The following is a 19,350-nucleotide window of genomic DNA, read 5'->3' as shown; positions in this document are numbered from 1 at the left end:
CCGGGGACAAGGTCCCGAAGCATTTACTTTAGCCCCGCTTTCAAATTACCTTTCAGGGCGCCGACGCCCGCTGGAACAGCCACCCCATTCGGCTCCCGCGCGCGTCCATCCACGTCCCGGCGCCAGGAAACCCATCATGCACAGCCTCGGCTACACCTCGGTCCCACCGCTGCTCAAGTACCTGCGCTATGCCGAGCAGCTGGGTATCGCCATCGAACCTGCGCTGGCGGCCGCGGGCTTGCAGGCCCAGCAATTGAGCGACAACAGCCTGCGCCTGCCCGGCGAGGCCCATGAGCGTTTGCTGGACTATCTCTGCGAGCATTCGGCAGACCCGCTGTTCGGGCTCAACTCGGCGCGGTTCGTGCTGCCCAACTCGTGGAACGTGCTGGGCTACATCACCATGAACTGCGCGACCCTGGGCGACGCGATGAACCGGATCATGCCGTTCGAAAAGCTGGTGGGCGACATGGGCGTCAGCCGCGCCGAGCAGGTCGACGGGCAAATCCACTTGACCTGGAGTTGCCGCCACCAGCGCCCCACCTCGCGCCGGCACATGGTGGAGAACGTGCTGGCGTCGTGGCTGCTGTACGCGCAGTGGATCGCCGATACCCCGCTCAGCCCCATCGCCGTGTGGTTCGAGCATTCGCTGCCGGCGGGGGCCGAGCTGGCCCAGTACGAGGCCTTTTTCGGCTGCCCGGTGCTGTTCGACCAAGCCTATTCGGCGTTGATCGCGCCCGCGCAATACATGCAACTGCCCCTGCGCCAGGCCGACGCCCAGCTGCTGCGCACCCTGGAGGAACATGCCCTGGGCCTGATGGCCTCGCTAAGCGATGCGCCGCTACCGCAACAGGTGAAAAACGTCCTGCGCCAACTGCTCAAGGAAGGCCTGCCGCGCAAGGAGCAGGTGGCGAAACAGCTGGCCACCTCCGTGCGAACCCTGCAGCGCCAATTGCAACAAGCCGGCACTGGCTACCAGCAGATCCTCGATGACCTGCGCCAGGAGCTGGCCGAGCATTACCTGCTGCACAGCGATCTGGCGATTCACGATATTTCCCAGTACCTGGGCTTTACCGAACAACGCTCCTTTCACCGCACCTTCAAAAGCCGCACCGGCATGACCCCGGGAGAATTCCGCCAAACCCAGCGAACCCCCTCCCCGTAGCCACCCCATTCCCTGTAGCCGCAAAGCTTGCGAGGTACATCACCGCACTCCTGTAGCCGCTGCCGAGCCCCGCGAGGCTGCGATCGACCCCGCAGGGGGCGCAAGATTCTTGAGACCGCTAGAGGACCTGCGATCCTGTCGCAGCCTCGCTGCGCTCGGCAGCGGCTACAAGGTCCAGACATGCCAGGTACATCGCCCTTCCCTGTAGCCGCTGCCGAGCCCGCGAGGCTGCGATCGACCCCGCAGGGGGCGCAAGATTCTTGAGACCGCTAGAGGACCTGCGATCCTGTCGCAGCCTCGCTGCGCTCGGCAGCGGCTACAAGGTCCAGACATGCCAGGTACATCGCCCTTCCCTGTAGCCGCTGCCGAGCCCGCGAGGCTGCGATCGACCCCGCAGGGGGCGCAAGATTCTTGAGACCGCTGGAGGACCTGCGGTCCTGTCGCAGCCTCGCTGCGCTCGGCAGCGGCTACAAGGCGCCAGGCATGCCAGGTGTATCGCCCCTCCCTGTAGCCGCTGCCGAGCCCGCGAGGCTGCGATCGACCCCGCAGGGGGCGCAAGGTTCTTGGGACCGCTGGAGGACCTGCGGTCCTGTCGCAGCCTCGCTGCGCTCGGCAGCGGCTACAAGGTCCAGGCGCAAGGCGAGGGGCATCACCCCACTTCTGTAGCCGCTGCCGAGCCCGCGAGGCTGCGATCGACCCCGCAGGGGGCGCAAGATTCTTGGGGCCGCTGGAGGACCTGCGGTCCTGTCGCAGCCTCGCTGCGCTCGGCAGCGGCTACAAGGTCCAGGCATGCCAGGTGTATTGCCCTTCCCTGGCGCAAGATGCGAAGCGCTGGCTCAGACGCTGATGGCGTTGGTGAATACCAGCCGATTGCCGAACGGATCGAGCACGGTCATGTCCTGGCTGCCCCAGGGCATGGCCTGGATCTGCGGGTGGGCGAAGCGGTAATCCTTGGCCAGCAACTGCTGCTGGAAAGCTTCCAGCTCGTCGGTCTCGATACGCAGCGCCGAGCCCGGCGTGCTGTCGCCGTGGTGTTCCGACAGGTGCAGCACACATTCCCCACGCGACACCTGCATGTACAGCGGGAAGTTGTCTTCGAAGCGGTGCTGCCAGTCGAGGGCGAAGCCCAGGAAGTCGATATAAAACTCCCGCGCCTTGGCCTCGTCGAAGATCCGCAGGATGGGGGTGGTTTTGCCAAAGCTCATTGCGCGACTCCCTGATCAAAGATGCCCACGGTACAACCGGTGGATGTCAAAACGTCGGCCCGGCGCAGCCATTCTTTAATATCACTACGCCATCATTGTGACGAACTCATCAATTCATCCGTTGAAGCCTTCGCGCAAATCCCCTTGCCGCGCCAGAAAGCGCCCGTGCCTGCGGCCATTGGCCTGGCCTTCGGCGTAGCTGCGCACGCCGTTGACCCACACGCCGTCGATCCCCTCGGCCGCTTGTTGCGGGCGTTTGAAGTCGGCCACGTCGCGAACCCGCGCCGGGTCGAACAGCACCAGGTCGGCCCAGTGCCCTTCGCGGATTTCGCCGCGCTGCTTGAGGCCGAAACGCGCCGCCGACAGCCCGGTCATCTTGTGCACCGCGGTGTGCAGCGGGAACAGGCCGAGGTCGCGGCTGAAATGCCCGAGCACCCGCGGGAAGGCGCCCCACAGCCGTGGATGGGGGAACGGGTCTTCCGGCAGGCCGTCGGAACCGATCATCGACAGCGGGTGGGCAAGGATGCGCCGCACATCGGCCTCGTCCATGCCGTAATACACCGCGCCGGCCGGTTGCAGGCGGCGTGCGGCGTCCAGCAGGGTCGTGCGCCACTCGGCGGCGATGTCCATCAGGTCGCGGCCGCTCAGCTCCGGGTGCGGGGTGGACCAGGTGATGGTGATGCGAAAGGCATCGGTGACCTGCTTGAGGTCGAGGGTCGAGGAACTGGCCGCGTAGGGGTAGCAGTCGCAGCCCACCGGATGCTCCTGCGCCGCCTGTTCCAGCGACGCCAGCAATTGCGGACTGCGCCCCCAGTTGCCCGCTCCGGCGCATTTGAGATGGGAAATGATCACCGGCGCCTTGGCCTGGCGACCGATCAGGAAGGCTTCGTCCATGGCCTCCAGCACCGGCTCGAATTCGCTGCGCAGGTGGGTGGTGTACACCGCGCCGAAGGCGCTCAGTTCCGCGGCCAGTTGCAGCACCTCGGCGGTTTCGGCCGAGAAGGCGCTGGCGTAGGCCAGGCCTGTGGACAAGCCCAGGGCGCCGTCTTCCAGGCTGGCGCGCAGTTGCTCGCGCATGGCGGCGATTTCTTCGGCCGTGGCAGTGCGATACAGATCGTCCAGGTGGTTGCTGCGCAGCGCCGTGTGGCCGATCAACGCCGCCACATTGACCGCCGGTTGCGCGGCGTCCACCGCGTCGCGGTAGTCGCGAAAGCGCGGGTAGACGAAGGCCGCCTGGCTGCCCAGCAGGTTCATCGGGTCCGGCGGCGCGCCGCGCAAACTCACCGGCGAGGCGCTGATGCCGCAGTTACCGACGATCACCGTGGTCACGCCCTGGCTGAGCTTGGGCAGCATCTGCGGCTGGCGGATCACCACGGTGTCGTCGTGGGTGTGCACATCGATGAAACCGGGGGCCAGCACCCGCCCGGCGGCGTCGATTTCTTCGCCGGCGACGGCGCCTTGCAAGTCGCCGATGCGGGCGATGCGACCCTCGAGCAGGGCGACATCGGCGGGGTAAGCCGGGCGGTCGCTGCCGTCGATCACCAGGGCGTTGCGGATCAGGGTGTCGTAGCGCATGTCAGTCTCCCAGCGGCAGGCAATCGTCGCCGCCGCGGTAATCGTCCAGGGCCAGCTTGATCCGGCGCAGGCGTTCCTGGTTGTCTTCGGGCAGGGCCAGCGCCAGCTCGGTGGCCAAGACGTCGATGGCCAGCAGCATGCCGTAGCGCGCGGCGGTGGGTTTGTAGATGAAGGAGGTCTCGGCGCTTTGCAGCGGCAGCAGCACGTCCGCCAGTTCCGCCAGCGGCGAGTCGGCCAGGGTGATGGCCAGCACGCTGGCGCCGTAGCTGCGGGCCAGCTCGACGCTTTCCAGCAGCTCCGGGGTGATGCCGGTCAGCGAGCAGGCGATCAGCGCGTGTTGCGGGCCCAGGGCGGCGGCGGTCACGCGCATCATCACCGGGTCGTGGCAGGCGGCGATGGGGTAACCGAGGCGCACCAGGCGCACCTGCAACTCGTCGCTGCACAGGGTGGAGCAACCGCCCATGCCGAAGGCGTGGATCATCTGCGCCTTGCCCAGCAGGCGCACCGCGTCCCTGAAGCGCGACTCGTCGAACCCCGCCAGGTGCTGGTGCAGGGTCGACTCGATGTCGCCGACGATCTGCCGGTAGAACCCCGACTGCTCCGGCGCGCCCGCCGGGTCGAGGAAGCGGCTGCCGACGCCGCTGGCCTGGGCCAGTTGCAGGCGCAGGTCGCGCAGGTCGCGACAGCCGACGCTGCGGGCAAAGCGCGACAAGGTGGCGGCGCTGACTTCCGCCTGCCGCGCCAGCTCTTCCAGGCTGGCGGAGGCGGCGAAGCCGACGTCATCGAGCATCAGACGGGCGATGCGGCCTTCGCCGGCGCTGAAGGAATCCTGGCGGGAGCGGATCTGGTAGAGGATGTCCATGAACGGCACCTGGGCTCAAAGCAGTTGGGCAAGACCGACGGTCAGGGCGAAGGCGACCACCGAGATCAGGGTCTCCAGCACCGTCCAGGTCTTGAAGGTCTGGGTCACGGTCATATTGAAGTATTCCTTGATCAGCCAAAAGCCGCCGTCGTTGACGTGGGAAAAGATCACCGAACCGGCGCCGGTGGCCAGCACCAGCAGCTCCGGGTGCGGATAGCCGAGGCCGATGGCCACCGGCGCCACCACGCCCGAGGCGGTGGTCATGGCCACGGTGGCCGAGCCGGTGGCGATGCGCATCAGCGCGGCGAACAGCCAGCCCATCAGCAACGGCGAGAGCTGGAATTCATGGGCCAGGCCGACGATCTGGTCGGTGACCCCGGCGTCCACCAGGATCCGGTTGAGGCCGCCGCCGGCGCCCACCAGCAGGGTGATGCTGGCGGTCGGCGCCAGGCATTCGTTGGTGAACCTGAGGATCGAATCGCGGTTGAAGCCCTGGGCCAGGCCCAGGGTCCAGAAGCTCAGCAAGGTCGCCAGCAACAGGGCGATCACCGAGTTGCCGATAAACAGCAGGAACTGGTTGAGGCCGCTGCCCGGGGTGGAGATCAGGTTGGCCCAGCCGCCGATCAGCATCAGCACCACCGGCAACAGGATGGTGGCCATGGTGATCGCAAAACTGGGCAAGCGGGTGCGCGGCTCACGGTCGAGGAACTGGCGCGCCAGCGGGTTTTCCGCCGGCAGCTGGATGCGCGGCACGATGAACTTGGCGTACACGGGGCCGGCGATGATCGCCGTGGGAATGCCGATCAGGATCGCGTACAGCAGGGTCTGCCCCACCGACGCCTGGTAGGCCTGCACCGCCAGCATCGCCGCCGGATGCGGCGGCACCAGGGCGTGCACCACCGACAGGCCGGCGACCATCGGCAGGCCGACCATTAGGATCGACACGCCGACGCGCCGCGCCACGGTGAAGGCAATCGGCACCAGCAACACGAAACCGACCTCGAAGAACAGCGGCAGGCCCACCAGGAAGGCGATGCAGACCATCGCCCAGTGCGCGTTGCGCTCGCCGAAACGCTCGATCAGGGTCCGCGCCACCTGCTCCGCGCCGCCGGACTCGGCCATCATCTTGCCGAGCATGGTGCCCAGGGCCACCACCAGGGCGATGTGCCCGAGGGTCTTGCCGACACCCGCCTCGTAGGCCCCGACCACGCCGGACGGCGGCATCCCGGCCATCAGCGCCAGGCCCACCGAAACCAGGGTGATGACAATGAACGGATTGATCCGGTAACGCGCGATCAGGACGATCAGCGCGATGATGGCGATGGCGGCATAGCCCAGCAGCCAGTAGCCCGATGCAGGTGTCATGCGGTACTCCTCGAAAAAGGGTCACGTCGAATGCTTGTGAAACTCATAAATCATTTCGTGACCGTATTTTCAAACCACATGAAAGTAACTTTCGCGTAGGGACATGCTTTGTCGCGGACAGGCATGCCGTGTCGCGAATAATGAAAATTGGCGAGGGGTATTTTCATCCGCTGTAGCGGAGGTCTGCTTCTTTCTGTAGGAGCGAGGCTTGCCCGCGATGGCGTCGTTTCTGACACACCGCGGGGCCTCGATCGCGAGCAAGCTTCGCTCCTACGGAAGCTTGCTCGCGCGATCGGCGAGGTTATTTGACGACTTTGCCCACGCCGCGTCCGCGTGGGTCGGAGGCGGTTTCCAGTTGCGTGCCGGTGACCCGGATCGCCTGGATATCGCCCATTTCCCAGCCCTGGTCTTCCAGGGTGTAGCCCATGGCTTTCAGCTCGTCGGCGACCTTGCCGGTAAGCGGCGCGTAGGCGTCGTAGTAAATAGTGTCCTTGGGCAGCAACTGGTGATGCACGCGTTGCGCGGCCACGGCTTTTTCCAGCGGCAGGTTGAAGTCGTAGAGGTTGTTCAGCACCTGGAAGATCGAGGTGAAGATCCGCGACCCGCCCGGCGTGCCCAGCACCAGGGTGACCTTGCCGTCGCGGGTCACCAGGCTCGGGCTCATGGACGACAGCATGCGTTTGCCCGGCGCGATGGCGTTGGCGTCGCCGCCGACCACGCCAAAGGCGTTGGCCACCCCGGGCTTGGCGCTGAAGTCGTCCATTTCGTCGTTGAGTAGGAAGCCCGCGCCCTTGACCACCACGCCGCTGCCGTAGTCCCAGTTGAGGGTGTAGGTATTGCTCACCGCGTTGCCGTCGGCATCGACGATGGAGAAGTGTGTGGTCTGGTGCGGCTCGAGGCCTGGGCGGACTTTCTCGGTGGGCGAGATGGCCGTCGGGTTGATCTCCGCGGCACGCTTTTTCAGGTAGGCCGGGTCGGTCAGTTGCTTGACCGGCACGTCGGAGAATGCCGGGTCGCCGAGGTAGTCGGCGCGGTCGGCGAACACACGCTTTTCGATTTCCGCCAGCAGGTGAATGTACTTGGCCGAGTTCAGTTCGACGCCCTTGAAGTCCGCGGTGCGCTCTTCCTTGATCGTCATCAGTTGCGCCAGGGCCACGCCGCCGGAGCTTGGCGGCGGCGCGGTGTACAGGGTGTTGCCGCGCCAGTTGACCTGCAGCGGCTCACGCCAGACGACTTTGTAGTCCCGCAGGTCCTGCTTGCTGATCAGGCCTTTGTCGGCCTGCATCTGCGCCACCAGCAGGTCGGCGGTCTTGCCCTCGTAGAACTCTTTCACGCCCTGGTCGGCGATGCGCTCCAGGGTCGCGGCCAGCTCCGGCTGGCGGAAGGTTTCGCCGACTTTCATGCTGCCGAAATAGTCGCCGAAGTTGGTGCTGTCCTTGAACAGCTTCAACGCATCCTCGCGGTATTGGTATTGCTTGTCGGCAACCTTGAAACCGTTTTTCGCATAACCCACCGCCGGGGTAATCAGCTCGCTCCAGGGCAACTTGCCGAACTTCTTGTGCGCCTCCCACAGGCCCATCACCGTGCCCGGCACGCCGGCGGCGCGCGCGCCGACCAGGCTGAGGTTCTCGATGACCTCGCCCTTTTCGTTCAGGTACATGTCGCGGGTCGCGGCCTTGGGTGCGGTTTCGCGATAGTCGAGGAAGTAGGGTTTGCCATCGATGAACAGGGTCATGAAACCGCCGCCGCCAATGTTGCCGGCCTCGGGGTAGGTCACCGCCAGGGTGAAGGCGGTGGCGACCGCGGCATCCACCGCGTTGCCGCCCTTCTTCAGAATCTGCGCCGCGACGTCGGCGCCATACTGGTTCGGCGCGGCAACCGCGCCGCCTTCGAGCAACGCGGCGAAGGTCGGCGAGCTGGCGGCGATCGCCACGCTCAGGGCCAGGGTTTTAAACAGCGGGATACGCATGGAGTCCGTCCTTTTTAGTTGTTATCAGGCCAGACGAACCTTAGGCGTAATGTGCCGATTCGAGCAAACGACAAGCGCAAAACGGCCGCCCACAGGCAGCCGTTTGTCGTGGATGAATCAGTCCGGTCGCAACCGCGATAGCGCAGCGGCTGGCGACGCCGGGAGCCCGGTTCAACCTTCGAACTGCGGGTTGGCGTAGTCGGCCAGCTTGCCCTGGATAAAGTCGAGGAAGCACTGGATGCGCAGGGCCAGCTGCGAGTTGCGGTAGTACACGGCGTTGATCGGCTGGCGATAGCCGCTGTTGAATTGCGCGAGGAGCGGCGTGAGGCGCCCGGCGCGGATGTCGTCGATGGTCATGAAGTGCGACAGGCAGGCAATGCCCTGCCCTGCCAGCGCCAGGTGGCGCACCGTTTCACCGCTGGAGGCGCTGATGCCCGGCTGGATCGGCCAGCGGTCGCCGTGCACATGGCGCAGCGGCCAGTGGTTGAGGGTTTCGGTCTGGGTGAAACCCAGCAGGGTATGGTCGCTCAGCTCGGCCACGCTGGCGGGGGTGCCGTGGCGCTTCAGGTAGTCGGGGCTGGCGAGGATGTGCAGCGGGCTGCAACCGAGCGAGCGCGCGTGCAGGGTCGAGTCCGCCAGGGTGCCGATGCGGATCGCGATATCGGTGCTCTGTTCCAGCAGGTCGATGATCAGGTCGTTGCTGTTGAGCTCCAGCTGGATGTCCGGGTACAGGCTTCGGAACTCGGCGATGTAGGGCACGATGGCGTGCAGCATGAACGGCGCGGCGGCATTGATCCGCAAGCGCCCGGACGGCGTCTGCTGGCGGGACGACAGGCGTTCTTCGAGTTCGTCCATCTGGTCGAGGATCAGCTTGGCCTGCTCGAAGAAATACTTGCCCTCTTCGGTCAGGTCCATGCGCCGCGTGGTGCGGTTGATCAGCGTGGTGTCGAGCTTGGCTTCCAGGCGCGACAGGGTGCGGCTGACCGCCGACGGCGTCTGCCCGACCTGCTCGGCCGCCGCGGAAATCGAACCGCACTCGATGACGCAGACGAAGATCTGCAATTCGTCGGATCTGGCTTTCACGTAAATCCTCTATCTCGGTTGAACGCGTGTAGCCGCTGCCGCAGGCTGCGATAAGGCCGAAGGCCTTCAGCGATCTCACGACCTTGCGCCCCCTTCGGTGGCGATCGCAGCCTGCGGCAGCGGCTACAGGTCCCGCATCGGGTTCGCGGCACGCCACCGATAGTAGCCGGATTTATGCGGGGAGGTTGAACACCGCCTTGAGGTGTTCTTCGTAGCGCTGCACGTCGGCTTCGATGTTCGGGCGCTTCATCACGTCGACGCAAAGGAAGGTCGGCAGGCCGCGCATGCCGAGGAACTGGTTGGCCTTGTGGAACGGGAAGTACACCGCGTCCACGCCCTTGGCTTCGAAGAAGTCGGTCGGGTCGTCGAAGGCTTGCTGCGGCGCGTTCCAGGTCAGCGACAGCATGTACTGCTTGTCGTGGATCAGGCCGCCGCTGCCGTACTTCTGCGAGGCGTCGGAACGGGTGCGACCGTCGCTGGCATAGAGGCTGCCGTGGCCTTCGGTGAAGACTTCGTCGATGTACTTTTTCACGATCCACGGCGCGCCCATCCACCAGCCGGGCATCTGGTAGATGATCACGTCGGCCCAGAGAAACTTGGCCACTTCTTCCTTAACGTCATAACCCTCGTCGATATGGGTGACTTTGACGTCCACACCGCCACGGTCCAGCACCGCCACCGCGGCTTCATGCAGGGTCGCGTTGTAGCGGCCGTCGGAGTGGGCGAACTTCTTGCCGCCGTTGAGCAACAGTACTTTTTTCATGATCCAGCCTCATCAGGAACGACCCTTTGGCGCTGCGTTGCAGGGCCGGGTCGAGAAGATTAAAAACGATGGGGCGGAGAATATCGTTGAAAGACGATATGAATAAGCGCGATCCGGGCAAATGACATTTGACCGATACGCACGAATAGGTGGCGGATTCGTGTCGTAGAATTTTCCAAAATTTCCATTACCCAGGAACGCAGCATGTCCGAACAGCACGGCTTTATCCTTCACGCCAAGACCCGCCCGGAAATGTCCGAGGCCTTCGAGGCGCTGTTTCGCGCCTACGTCGAACCAAGCCGCGCCGAACCCGGCTGCATCGAATACCACATGCTGCGCGACCAGCAGGACCCAAGCCTGTTCATCTTCTACGAGATCTGGGAATCCCAGGCGTACCTGGACGTGCACTCCAACCTGCCGCACATGAGGGCCTTCTTCGACAAGCGCATGGATTACCTGGAACGCGACTTCGAGATCCGCCGCATCGATATGCTCAGCCCATCGTCCGCTAGCCGTTGATTAGTAGATGGGCACCAAGCAGGACCAGGCCACTGAAGAACACCCGCTTGAACAGCACCGCGCTGATGCGCTGGCGCAGTGCCTGGCCCAGCCACATGCCGAGCAACGCCGGCACCAGCATCAGCAGCGAGGCGCCGAGTTCACCGCCGCCCAGGGCGCCGCGCCCGTACAGGCCGGCCGCCAGGGCCAGGGTCGAGACGGTGAACGACAGGCCGAGGGCCTGCACCAGTTCATCCTTGTGCAGCCCCAACGCCTGCAAATAAGGCACTGCCGGAATCACGAACACTCCGGTGGCCGCGGTGATGACGCCAGTCACCAGGCCGCAGGCCGGGCCCAGCCAGCGTTCCATTCGCGGCCGCAGCCGCAGGGTCGGCAGCAGCAATCCGCTCAGGGCATAGAGCAATAACGCCGCGCCCAATGCCCGCACCACCCAATGTCCACCATCGATGCCCAGCCACAGGCTGCCCAGGCCAGTGCCGATAAAAATCGCCAGCAGCATCGGCCACAAGCGCTTGAGCAAGCCCAGCAGGTGCCCGCCAAAGGCCAGTTGCCAGAGGTTGGTCAGGGTTGCCGGAACGATCAGCAAGGCCGCAGCCTGCGTCGGTGCCATAGCCAGGCCGAGCAGGCCCATGGCGATGGTCGGCAGGCCGAGGCCGATCACGCCCTTGATCATGCCGGCCAGGGCAAAGGTGCCGATCACCAGCAGGGACAGGATTAAACCGAGGTTCTGGTAAAACGCGAGGGATGTGTTCATGGCGCTATCCTGCGCCTGGGGTGGCGGGCTGAAAATCTGCCATATACTGAGGCAGCCTCTTGCCTGGACAGAGGCTTTGGATTTTCAGTGGCTGTGATGGCCCTTTCGCGGGCAAGCCTCGCTCCTACAGAAAATCATCGTCTGTAGGAGCGAGGCTTGCCCGCGATAGCCGCACAGCGTTATCAAGGCCCCCCCCAATGCACTTCGACCTCACCGACCTGCGCCTGTACCTGAACATCCTCGACGCCGGCAATATCACCGCCGGCGCCAGCCGCAGCCATTTGTCCCTGGCCGCGGCCAGTGCGCGAATCCGCGCCATGGAGGCGTCGCTGGGCACCGAGTTCCTGCAGCGCGGCCGCCGCGGCGTCAGCCCGACGCCCGCCGGCAACGCCCTGGCCCAACACGCGCGCGGCCTGCTGCAACAGGCCGAGCACCTGCGCCAGGACCTGGCCGAATATGCCCGGGGCGTCAAAGGCCAGGTGCGCCTGCTGTGCAACACCACGGCGATCACCGAATACCTGCCGGAGCCGCTGGCGGACTTTCTCTGCGCCCACCCCAACCTCGACATCGACCTGCAGGAACTGCCCAGCCCGCGCATCACCCACGCCCTGCGCCAGGGCGCGGCGGACCTGGGGATAGTTTCCGACGCGGTGGACACCCAGGGCCTGCAGACCCAGGCCTTTCGCGACGACCCGCTGGTGCTGGTGCTGCCCGCCAACCACCCGCTGGCCGACAAGCCGGCGCCGAGTTTCAGCGACAGCCTGCAGCATCCCTATGTCGGCCTCGCCGCCCACAGCGCCCTGGCGGTGTACCTGGAAGAACAGGCCTTGCACCTGGGGCTGCGGATGCCGATCCGCATCCGCGCCGATGGCTTCGATGGGGTAATGCGCATGGTTGCCCGTGGCGCCGGGCTGGCGGTGGTGCCGCGCGCCGCCGTCGAGCGCCGCGGGCCGGACCCCGCGCTGAACATGCAGCCGCTGAGGGAAGCCTGGGCGCAACGCAAACTGCTGCTCTGCGCCCGCGACTTCAGCGCCCTGCCGCCCTATGCCAAGGCCCTTCTGAAAAGCCTGGGCCAACTGTAGGAGCGGCCGGTCGACGCATGATTGCTCGCGATAGCGTTCGTCGCGATGCAGCAGTGGATGGCCGCTGCGCGGATCGCGAGCAAGCTTCGCTCCTACGGGTTTTGGTCAGACCTTTGACAAGGCTCCGGCCGGCGTCCGGGATTTCCTGAAGAACAGCCAGTACGCCAGGGTCAGGAGCAGCAGGAACGGCACGCCGAACACCAGGGTCATCCTGAAGGCCTCGGTGAAGTAGGTGGTGATCATCACCGCGCCCATCAGCACCAGGCCCAGCAGCGTGCTCCAGGGGAACAGGCGCATGCGGAACGACAGCTGCAGCTCGCCGTGCCGCTGGTGGTAACGGCGGAAGCAGTAGTGCGTGAGGAAGATCATGAACCAGGTGAAGATCGCGCCGAACATCGAGATCGCCATCATCAGGGTGAACGAGCTTTCCGGGTACAGCACGTTGATCAGGGTCGCCAGGCCAATGCCCGAACTGGACAGCAGCAAGGCGTTCAGCGGGATGCCGCTCTTGCTCAGGGCGCCCATGGACTTGGGCGCATAGCCGCCGCGCGACAGGCTGAACATCATGCGCGTGGTGATGTACAGCTGGCTGTTCATCGCCGACAACGCGGCGATCAGGATCACGAAGTTCATCACCCCGGTGGCGCCGGGAATGCCGATGGTCTGCATCACCGTGACGAACGGGCTCTGCGCCTTGCCGGCCTGGACCCAGGGCACGATGGCCAGCATCAGCGCCAGGGTCAGCAGGTAGAACACCACCAGCCGCACCATGGTCGCGCGAAAGGCCTTTTTCACCGCCTGCTGCGGGTCCTCGGCTTCGCCGGCGGCCACGGCGATCATTTCCACGCTCAGGTAACTGAAGATCGAGACGATTACCGCGATCCACATGCCCTGAAACCCGTTGGGGAAAAAGCCGCCATGGGCGCTGTAGTTGTGCACGCCGTAGTCGGCATTGCCGGAGCCGAACACCACATACACCGCGAGGATGATGAAGCCGACGATGGCGGCGATCTTGATGGTCGAGAACCAGTATTCGAAGCTGCCGAAGGTTTTCACGCTGATGGCGTTGAGCAGGATCAGCACGCTGGAGAACGAGACGATCCACACCCATTCCGGCACGTTGGCGAACCAGTACTTCATGTACATGGCAATGGCCGTGACCTCGGCGCCGACCGCCAGCACGATGGCCGCCCAGTAGGCGTAGCGCACCAGGAAGCCGGCCAGCGGGCTGATGTAGAACTCGGCATAGGCGCCGAAGGAGCCGGAGGTGGAATGGGCGACGGTCATTTCCGCCAGGCAGCCCATCAGCAGCAAGGTGATGAGCGCGCCGATGGCGTAGCTGAGCAGCACGCTGGGCCCGGCATAACCGATGGCATAGGCGCTGCCCATGAACAGGCCGGTGCCGATCGCCCCGCCGATGGCGATCATGCTCATCTGCCCGGCCGTGAGCTGGCGGCGCAAGCCCTGTTCACGATTGGAAATCGCTGCAAAACCCTTGTTGGTCGTGGTCACGTTTGTGAGCCTCTTTATTGTTATTGGCACGCTTGATGGCTTTGTCTTGTAGCCGCTGGCGCAGCCTGCGATCGGCGACGAAGTCGTCGTGAAACCGGGCAACGCGGTGTTTCGGTTGCATCGCCTGCTCCGGTCTTACGCCTGCTGCGCCCGAACGCGGACCGAGCCGATCGCAGCCTGCGGCAGCGGCTACAGGGGATGTTTCAGGTCACGCTATGGCGGATCTTGAACTGCGGTTGGGACCAGGTTTTCTGGTCGAGGATTTCACCGAGGATCTGCACCGCGTCCCAGACTTCGCTGAAGCGGGTGTACAGCGGCGTGAAGCCGAAGCGCATGATCCGCGGTTCGCGATAGTCGCCGATCACGCCGCGGGCGATCAGGGCCTGGATCACCGCATAACCTTCGGGATGCTCGAAGCTGACATGGCTGCCGCGCTTGTCGTGTTCGCGCGGGGTGATCAGCTTCAGGCCATGGGCCGCGCAGCGCTGCTCCACCAGTTCGATGAACAGGTCGGTCAGGGCCAGGGACTTGCGCCGCAGGCTGGCCATATCGGTCTGCTCGAAGATCTCCAGGCCGCACTCGACCATGGCCAGCGACGTGATCGGCTGGGTGCCGCACAGGTAGCGGGCGATGCCGCTGCTTGGCTGGTATTGGGTTTCCATGTCGAACTGCCGTGCATGGCCGAACCAGCCGGCCAGCGGCTGCGTGACCAGGTCGCACAGCGCCGGCGAGACCCAGGCGAAGGCTTGCGAGCCCGGCCCGCCGTTGAGGTATTTGTAGGTGCAGCCGATGGCGTAGTCGGCGCCGGCCTGCTTCAGGTCCACCGGCACCGCGCCGGCGGAGTGGGCCAGGTCCCAGAGGCTCAGCGCGCCGCATTCGTGGATCAGCGCGGTCATCGCCGGCATGTCGTGCATGTAGCCGGTCTTGTAGTTGACGTGGGTGAGCATGACCACCGCAGTGTCTTCGTCGATGGCTTGGGGCAGCTCCTCGGGGCTGTCCACCAGGCGCAGCGAATAACCCTGCTGCAGCATCTCGGTCAGGCCCTGGGCGATGTACAGATCGGAGGGAAAGTTGCTGCTCTCGCTGACGATCACTTTGCGCTGCGGCGCCTTGAGCGCCTGCACGCGCAAGGCCGCGCTGAGCACCTTGAACAGGTTGATCGAGGTGGTGTCGGTAATCACCACTTCGTTGGCATCGGCGCCGATCAGCCTGGCCAGGCGGTCGCCCAGGCGCTGCGACAGGTCGCGCCAGCCCGCGCTGTTCCAGCTGCGGATCAGGCCATTGCCCCATTCCTCGGCAATCACCTCTTGCGCCCGTTGCAGGGACGCGACCGGGCGGGCGCCGAGGGAGTTGCCGTCGAGATAGATCACCCCTTCGGGCAGCGCGAACTGGTCGCGCAGCGGCGCCAGCGGATCCTGTGCGTCGAGGGCCAGGCAGTGGTTTCTTGTAGTCATGGGAAGTCCTGTTTTCACTATGGCGTACGGCAGCGCCCCATGTCCTCGGGACATCGGCGGCTGCACGGCGAAGAAATAATGAACGAAGGCCTGGAGAATTTTCGTGCAAAATGCGCTATGAGAGCGGCACAACCTCGAAGATTATTCGACTACAACTTAAAAAAACGCGGATAAATGCCAACCATGATTCTCGACTCGACAGACCTGCGAATTCTGCACTTCCTGCAACAGGACGGCCGTATCAGCAACCAGGAGCTGGCGGAGAAAGTCGCCCTTTCGCCCTCGGCCTGCCTGCGGCGCCTGCGCCTGCTGGAAGGTGAAGGCATCATCAGCGGCTATCGCGCGGTGCTCAACGCCGAGCGCCTGGGAATCGAACTGGAAGCCATCGTCCATGTGTCGCTGCGCCAGGACGTGGCGGACTGGCATGAGACCTTTATCAAGAAGGTCCAGCAGTGGCCGGAAGTGGTCACCGCCTACGTGGTCACCGGCGCCAGCAACTACGTGCTGCGGGTCCAGGCGCGCAACCTCAAGCACTTCTCGGATTTCATCGTCAACCAGCTGAACCGCACGTCCGGGGTCACCGACATCCGCTCGGAAATCGTCCTGCAGAAAATCAAGGAACAGGACAGCCTGCTGGACCTGGTGCTGCGCAAGTAGGCGGCCTAGAAACCACTCAAGCGCCGCGCATCGTGGCGCTGCAGGGTGACGCTGGGCGGCTCGTCGAACAATTTGCGGTACTCGGCGGAGAACCGTCCCAGGTGGCTGAAGCCCCAGCCCAGGGCGATCTCGGAGATGGTCCGCGCCGAGCCGTGTTCGAGGATCCCCTGGCGCACCGCGTTGAGCCGGTACTTCTTCAGGTACGCCATCGGCGACAGGGCGAAATATTTCTTGAAGGCCTCGAACAGCTTGAAGCGCGACACCCCGGCGGCGGCCTCCAGATCTTCCAGGCACAGCGGCTCGCGGGCGTGGTCGTGAATGTACTGGCGGGCGCGGACCAGATAGTGGGGCAGCTTGACCTCCAGCACCTCGCGCAACTGCGCCGAATAGTTGTTCGGCTGGGCGAGGATCAGGCCCTTGATCAATGAGCTTTCCAGGTCGCGGGTGAAGGCCAGCTGCTCGTAGAGCTCGTTGCTGCGCTCCAGTTCGGCGATGAAATAGCGCGCCATGCGCCACCAGGAAGCCGAGGCCCCTTCCACCGCGTCCATCACCGCCTCGAAGCGCAGCGGCGCTTGCGGCGGGCGTTGCAGCAAGGCTTCCAGGGCCTCGCCCATGGCCGCCCGGGTAATCACCACCTGGACTTTGCGGCAGTCGCCGGAGATCGCCAGCATCTGGCTTTCGTTGGGCGCGATGATCACGCCCTGGTCGCGGTTGGAGCGCAGCAGCCGGCCGCCCTTGCTCAGCTCCTGCTCGCCGCTCAGCGGCAGGCTCAGGCTGTAGCTGCTGAAGTGCTCGGCGTCCTCGATATCGACGGTGACGTCGGTGCCGTATTCGATGGTGCCCAGGGTCGTGGCCCGCGACTTGAAGACGTTGGCGCTGTGGTGAAAGCGGATGCGCTCGGGGGTGCGGGTCTCAAGCCGGTGCGGCCCGCAGATTCCCGACATCCAGCTCCTCGCCCCTTCGAGGTCGTAGCGATCGACCCGAATATCGCGAAACTGCGAATCAGCCTTGCTATTCATCACGGCGCACCCACGGCAATATTTTTTTGCGCGCTCTGACGGCGCGTCTGGCTTGAAGTACTGGCTTGCTTGCAACAGCCAACAGCAAGTTTTGCGCCACCGCCCAGCGCTGCCAACCAACTGGATAGCAATCGCCGACTAAGTGGATAGAGCCTGGCTACCCGCTGCGCAAAAGCCCCGCAAGACTGCGCCAAACAGTAGCTCATCGCGGCATCGCGGTGCAGCCGTTGATCGCCTGCCACCCAGACCGTGGGTATTCCAGCCCCACCTGTTACCCCCGCCCCGTAGGAGCGAGGCTTGCCCGCGATAGCGTTTTTCCTGGCACACCGTGCCGCTTTGATCGCGAGCAAGCTTCGCTCCCACGAAGCCCTCGGGCCGTTCAACTTTGTGGATGGCCTTGGCCGACTAAGCGGATAGCCACCCCTGCCCCGCACTCTCTCTAATGCATGCACCGATTGGCCTGAACAAGAAAGGTGCTCACTCATGAGTGGTGCAAGAAACGCAGAACAATGGAAAAGCTTCATCGACGGCTGCCTGGATTTTCGTCCGGACGACGGTGTATTCCGCATTGCCCGGGACATGTTCACCGAGCCCGAGCTGTTCGACCTGGAGATGGAACTGATCTTCGAGAAGAACTGGATCTACGCCTGCCACGAAAGCGAGCTGGCCAACAACCACGACTTCGTCACCATGCGCGCCGGACGCCAGCCGATGATCATCACCCGCGACGGCGAAGGCCGGCTCAACGCGCTGATCAACGCCTGCCAGCACCGCGGCACCACCCTGACCCGGGTCGGCAAGGGCAACCAGTCGACCTTCACTTGCCCGTTCCATGCCTGGTGCTACAAGAGCGACGGGCGCCTGGTGAAGGTCAAGGCGCCGGGGGAATACCCCGAAGGCTTCGACAAGGCCACCCGCGGCCTGAAGAAAGCCCGCATCGACAGCTACAAGGGCTTTATCTTCATCAGCCTCGACGTCCACGCCGACAATTCCCTGGAAGACTTCCTCGGCGACGCCAAGGTGTTCTTCGACATGATGGTCGCCCAGTCGCCCACCGGTGAGCTGGAGGTGCTGCCCGGCAAGTCCGCCTACACCTACGACGGCAACTGGAAACTGCAGAACGAAAACGGCCTCGACGGTTATCACGTGAGCACCGTGCACTACAACTACGTGGCCACGGTGCAGCACCGCCAGCAGGTCAACAGCGAGAACGGCGGCACCAGCGCCACCCTCGACTACAGCAAGCTCGGCGCCGGCGATGCCAATACCGACGACGGCTGGTTCGCCTTCAACAATGGCCACAGCGTGCTGTTCAGCGACATGCCCAACCCTGCGGTGCGCTCCGGCTACGCCACCATCATGCCGCGCCTGGTAGAGGAATACGGCCAGGAAAAGGCCGAGTGGATGATGCACCGCCTGCGCAACCTCAACGTCTACCCGAGCCTGTTCTTCCTCGACCAGATCAGCTCGCAGTTGCGGATCATCCGCCCGCTGGCCTGGAACAAGACCGAGATCATCAGCCAGTGCATCGGGGTCAAGGGCGAATCCGACGCCGACCGGGAAAACCGCATTCGCCAGTTCGAGGACTTCTTCAACGTCTCGGGCATGGGCACCCCCGACGACCTGGTGGAGTTCCGCGAAGCCCAGCGCGGTTTCCAGGGCCGCCTGGAACGCTGGAGCGATATCTCCCGCGGCAGCCACCGCTGGGCAACCGGGCCAACCCGCAACAGCGAGGCCATCGGCATCCAGCCAGCCATGACCGGCACCGAATTCACCCACGAAGGGCTGTACGTCAACCAGCACCGCAACTGGCAAAAGTTCCTCCTCGACGGGCTGGCCAGCCAATCCCTGAAACTGCGTGAGGTGTGAACATGAGTGCGCAACTGCAATACCGCATCGAGCAGTTTTTCTACCGCAAGTCCGAGCTGTGCGACGCCCAGGACTGGGACGCCTACCTCGAGCTCTTCGACCCGCAGAGCGAGTTCCACCTGCCGCAATGGGACTCCGAGCATGTCTACACCACCGACCCGAAACGCGGCATGTCGCTGATCTACTACGCCAACCGCTCGGGCCTGGAAGACCGGGTGTTCCGTATCCGCACCGGCAAGGCCGCCTCGACCATTCCGATGCCGCGCACCCTGCACAACATCAGCAACGTGCGGATCGCCGAGCAGGCCGACGGCAGCCTGCAAGTACGGCTGAACTGGCACACGCTGTTCTATCGCCTGGCCACCGCCGAGCAGTTCTTCGGCCATGCCACCTACAACCTCAAGGCCCACGGCGACAGCTGGCTGATCACCCGCAAGCATGTGCTGCTGCTCAACGACACCATCAACTCGGTGCTCGATTTCTACCACCTCTGACGGAGA

At 64.5% G+C, this 19,350-nt stretch carries 18 protein-coding genes; 6 read left to right on the top strand and 12 right to left on the bottom strand.

Features of this window, described 5'->3' with window-relative positions; all coding sequences use genetic code 11:
* Nucleotides 1-136: 136 nt before the first annotated feature.
* Entirely contained in the window at nucleotides 137-1,162 is a 1,026-nt protein-coding gene (locus BLV20_RS17950; protein ID WP_092303716.1) for an AraC family transcriptional regulator GliR, read from the top strand.
* 836 nt (nucleotides 1,163-1,998) lie between these two features.
* On the opposite strand, the gene BLV20_RS17945 is transcribed toward BLV20_RS17950, so the two are convergent.
* The 7 genes from BLV20_RS17945 to BLV20_RS17915 form a co-directional block, all read right to left on the bottom strand.
* A complete protein-coding gene (locus tag BLV20_RS17945; RefSeq protein ID WP_092303714.1) occupies nucleotides 1,999-2,367 on the bottom strand; it encodes a glyoxalase superfamily protein in 369 nt (122 codons plus the stop codon).
* 114 nt (nucleotides 2,368-2,481) lie between these two features.
* Nucleotides 2,482-3,942: an N-acyl-D-amino-acid deacylase family protein gene (locus BLV20_RS17940; RefSeq protein ID WP_092303712.1), complete on the bottom strand. Its 1,461-nt coding sequence runs from the start codon at nucleotides 3,940-3,942 to the stop codon at nucleotides 2,482-2,484.
* Nucleotide 3,943: 1 nt separating this feature from the next.
* Nucleotides 3,944-4,804 (bottom strand): MurR/RpiR family transcriptional regulator, encoded by an 861-nt coding sequence (locus BLV20_RS17935; protein WP_092303710.1) that lies wholly within the window; start codon nucleotides 4,802-4,804, stop codon nucleotides 3,944-3,946.
* Between the two features lie 15 nt (nucleotides 4,805-4,819).
* Complete coding sequence (locus BLV20_RS17930) at nucleotides 4,820-6,169, bottom strand: GntT/GntP/DsdX family permease (RefSeq protein WP_092303708.1); 1,350 nt, start codon at nucleotides 6,167-6,169, stop codon at nucleotides 4,820-4,822.
* Between the two features lie 301 nt (nucleotides 6,170-6,470).
* On the bottom strand, nucleotides 6,471-8,138 hold the full coding sequence (gene ggt / locus BLV20_RS17925) for a gamma-glutamyltransferase (protein ID WP_092303706.1): 1,668 nt from the start codon (nucleotides 8,136-8,138) through the stop codon (nucleotides 6,471-6,473).
* 171 nt (nucleotides 8,139-8,309) lie between these two features.
* The gene (locus BLV20_RS17920) at nucleotides 8,310-9,221 is read right to left on the bottom strand and encodes a LysR family transcriptional regulator (RefSeq protein ID WP_092303705.1); all 912 of its coding nucleotides are present in this window, start codon (nucleotides 9,219-9,221) and stop codon (nucleotides 8,310-8,312) included.
* 172 nt (nucleotides 9,222-9,393) lie between these two features.
* A complete protein-coding gene (locus BLV20_RS17915; RefSeq protein WP_092303703.1) occupies nucleotides 9,394-9,984 on the bottom strand; it encodes an NADPH:quinone oxidoreductase MdaB in 591 nt (196 codons plus the stop codon).
* A gap of 204 nt (nucleotides 9,985-10,188) precedes the next feature.
* On the opposite strand from BLV20_RS17915, the gene BLV20_RS17910 reads away from it, so the two are divergent.
* A complete protein-coding gene (locus BLV20_RS17910; protein ID WP_092303701.1) occupies nucleotides 10,189-10,503 on the top strand; it encodes a putative quinol monooxygenase in 315 nt (104 codons plus the stop codon).
* Here the strand turns inward: BLV20_RS17910 and BLV20_RS17905 are convergent.
* Complete coding sequence (locus BLV20_RS17905) at nucleotides 10,493-11,257, bottom strand: sulfite exporter TauE/SafE family protein (RefSeq protein WP_092303699.1); 765 nt, start codon at nucleotides 11,255-11,257, stop codon at nucleotides 10,493-10,495. The genes BLV20_RS17910 and BLV20_RS17905 overlap by 11 nt on opposite strands.
* A 197-nt stretch (nucleotides 11,258-11,454) precedes the next feature.
* Between BLV20_RS17905 and BLV20_RS17900 the strand changes: the two genes are divergently transcribed.
* Nucleotides 11,455-12,339 (top strand): LysR family transcriptional regulator, encoded by an 885-nt coding sequence (locus tag BLV20_RS17900; protein WP_092303698.1) that lies wholly within the window; start codon nucleotides 11,455-11,457, stop codon nucleotides 12,337-12,339.
* Between the two features lie 105 nt (nucleotides 12,340-12,444).
* Here BLV20_RS17900 and BLV20_RS17895 read toward each other — a convergent pair whose 3' ends face one another.
* From BLV20_RS17895 to kynU, 3 genes are all read right to left on the bottom strand, one after another.
* Complete coding sequence (locus BLV20_RS17895) at nucleotides 12,445-13,851, bottom strand: amino acid permease (protein WP_092303696.1); 1,407 nt, start codon at nucleotides 13,849-13,851, stop codon at nucleotides 12,445-12,447.
* Nucleotides 13,808-13,972: a hypothetical protein gene (locus BLV20_RS31455; RefSeq protein WP_175540226.1), complete on the bottom strand. Its 165-nt coding sequence runs from the start codon at nucleotides 13,970-13,972 to the stop codon at nucleotides 13,808-13,810. The genes BLV20_RS17895 and BLV20_RS31455 overlap by 44 nt, the downstream gene beginning before the upstream one ends.
* Before the next feature lie 82 nt (nucleotides 13,973-14,054).
* Nucleotides 14,055-15,305 carry a kynureninase gene (gene kynU / locus BLV20_RS17890; RefSeq protein WP_092303694.1) on the bottom strand — a complete coding sequence of 417 codons (1,251 nt, stop codon included), beginning with the start codon at nucleotides 15,303-15,305 and terminating at the stop codon, nucleotides 14,055-14,057.
* 183 nt (nucleotides 15,306-15,488) lie between these two features.
* On the opposite strand from kynU, the gene BLV20_RS17885 reads away from it, so the two are divergent.
* Complete coding sequence (locus BLV20_RS17885) at nucleotides 15,489-15,962, top strand: Lrp/AsnC family transcriptional regulator (RefSeq protein WP_092304050.1); 474 nt, start codon at nucleotides 15,489-15,491, stop codon at nucleotides 15,960-15,962.
* A gap of 5 nt (nucleotides 15,963-15,967) precedes the next feature.
* Here BLV20_RS17885 and BLV20_RS17880 read toward each other — a convergent pair whose 3' ends face one another.
* Nucleotides 15,968-16,981: an AraC family transcriptional regulator gene (locus tag BLV20_RS17880; RefSeq protein ID WP_092303692.1), complete on the bottom strand. Its 1,014-nt coding sequence runs from the start codon at nucleotides 16,979-16,981 to the stop codon at nucleotides 15,968-15,970.
* A 483-nt stretch (nucleotides 16,982-17,464) separates the two neighbouring features.
* On the opposite strand from BLV20_RS17880, the gene antA reads away from it, so the two are divergent.
* Both antA and antB read left to right on the top strand, forming a co-directional pair.
* A complete protein-coding gene (antA, locus tag BLV20_RS17875) occupies nucleotides 17,465-18,850 on the top strand; it encodes an anthranilate 1,2-dioxygenase large subunit (protein WP_092303690.1) in 1,386 nt (461 codons plus the stop codon).
* Between the two features lie 2 nt (nucleotides 18,851-18,852).
* Nucleotides 18,853-19,344, top strand: a complete 492-nt coding sequence (gene antB, locus BLV20_RS17870) for an anthranilate 1,2-dioxygenase small subunit (RefSeq protein ID WP_025809954.1) — start codon at nucleotides 18,853-18,855, stop codon at nucleotides 19,342-19,344.
* Nucleotides 19,345-19,350 lie beyond the last annotated feature (6 nt).

Source organism: Pseudomonas sp. NFIX28 (genome assembly GCF_900107395.1).
Lineage (GTDB): Bacteria > Pseudomonadota > Gammaproteobacteria > Pseudomonadales > Pseudomonadaceae > Aquipseudomonas.
The sequence above is the reverse complement of the archived record's forward strand: the minus strand, read 5'-3'. Positions and strand labels throughout refer to the sequence as shown.